The organism is Ciceribacter ferrooxidans (genome assembly GCF_004137355.1).
Classification (GTDB): domain Bacteria; phylum Pseudomonadota; class Alphaproteobacteria; order Rhizobiales; family Rhizobiaceae; genus Allorhizobium; species Allorhizobium ferrooxidans.
On record NZ_SDVB01000031.1, the window covers coordinates 1 to 254 of the forward strand.

1 protein-coding gene is annotated in these 254 nt (G+C 62.2%); it reads right to left on the reverse strand.

Annotated elements, in window-relative coordinates; all coding sequences use genetic code 11:
- On the reverse strand, positions 1-254 hold a 254-nt coding region (locus tag EUU22_RS00300; protein ID WP_129330145.1), incomplete at both ends, for a lipoprotein N-acyltransferase Lnb domain-containing protein.

Sequence of the window (254 nt, forward strand, 5' to 3'; positions counted from 1 at the left end):
CATCGCGCACGCGCGTGGAGCAGTTCGCGAGGTAATAATCGTAGCGATAGAACGCGTTCTCGGGCCGCGCGTTCCAGAACAGGAAATCGCGCAGCGCGACCGCCTGCGCGGGCGTGAATGCGAGGCGCTGCTCGGTGATGGAGCGGCTTTCCTCGCGGTACATCTCGACGTCGTCGTCGAATTCGTCGGCCGCGATGCGGTAGCGCATGTTGCCTTGCGCGAAATTCTCGAGGAAGTTCTCCTGCTCGAAATCG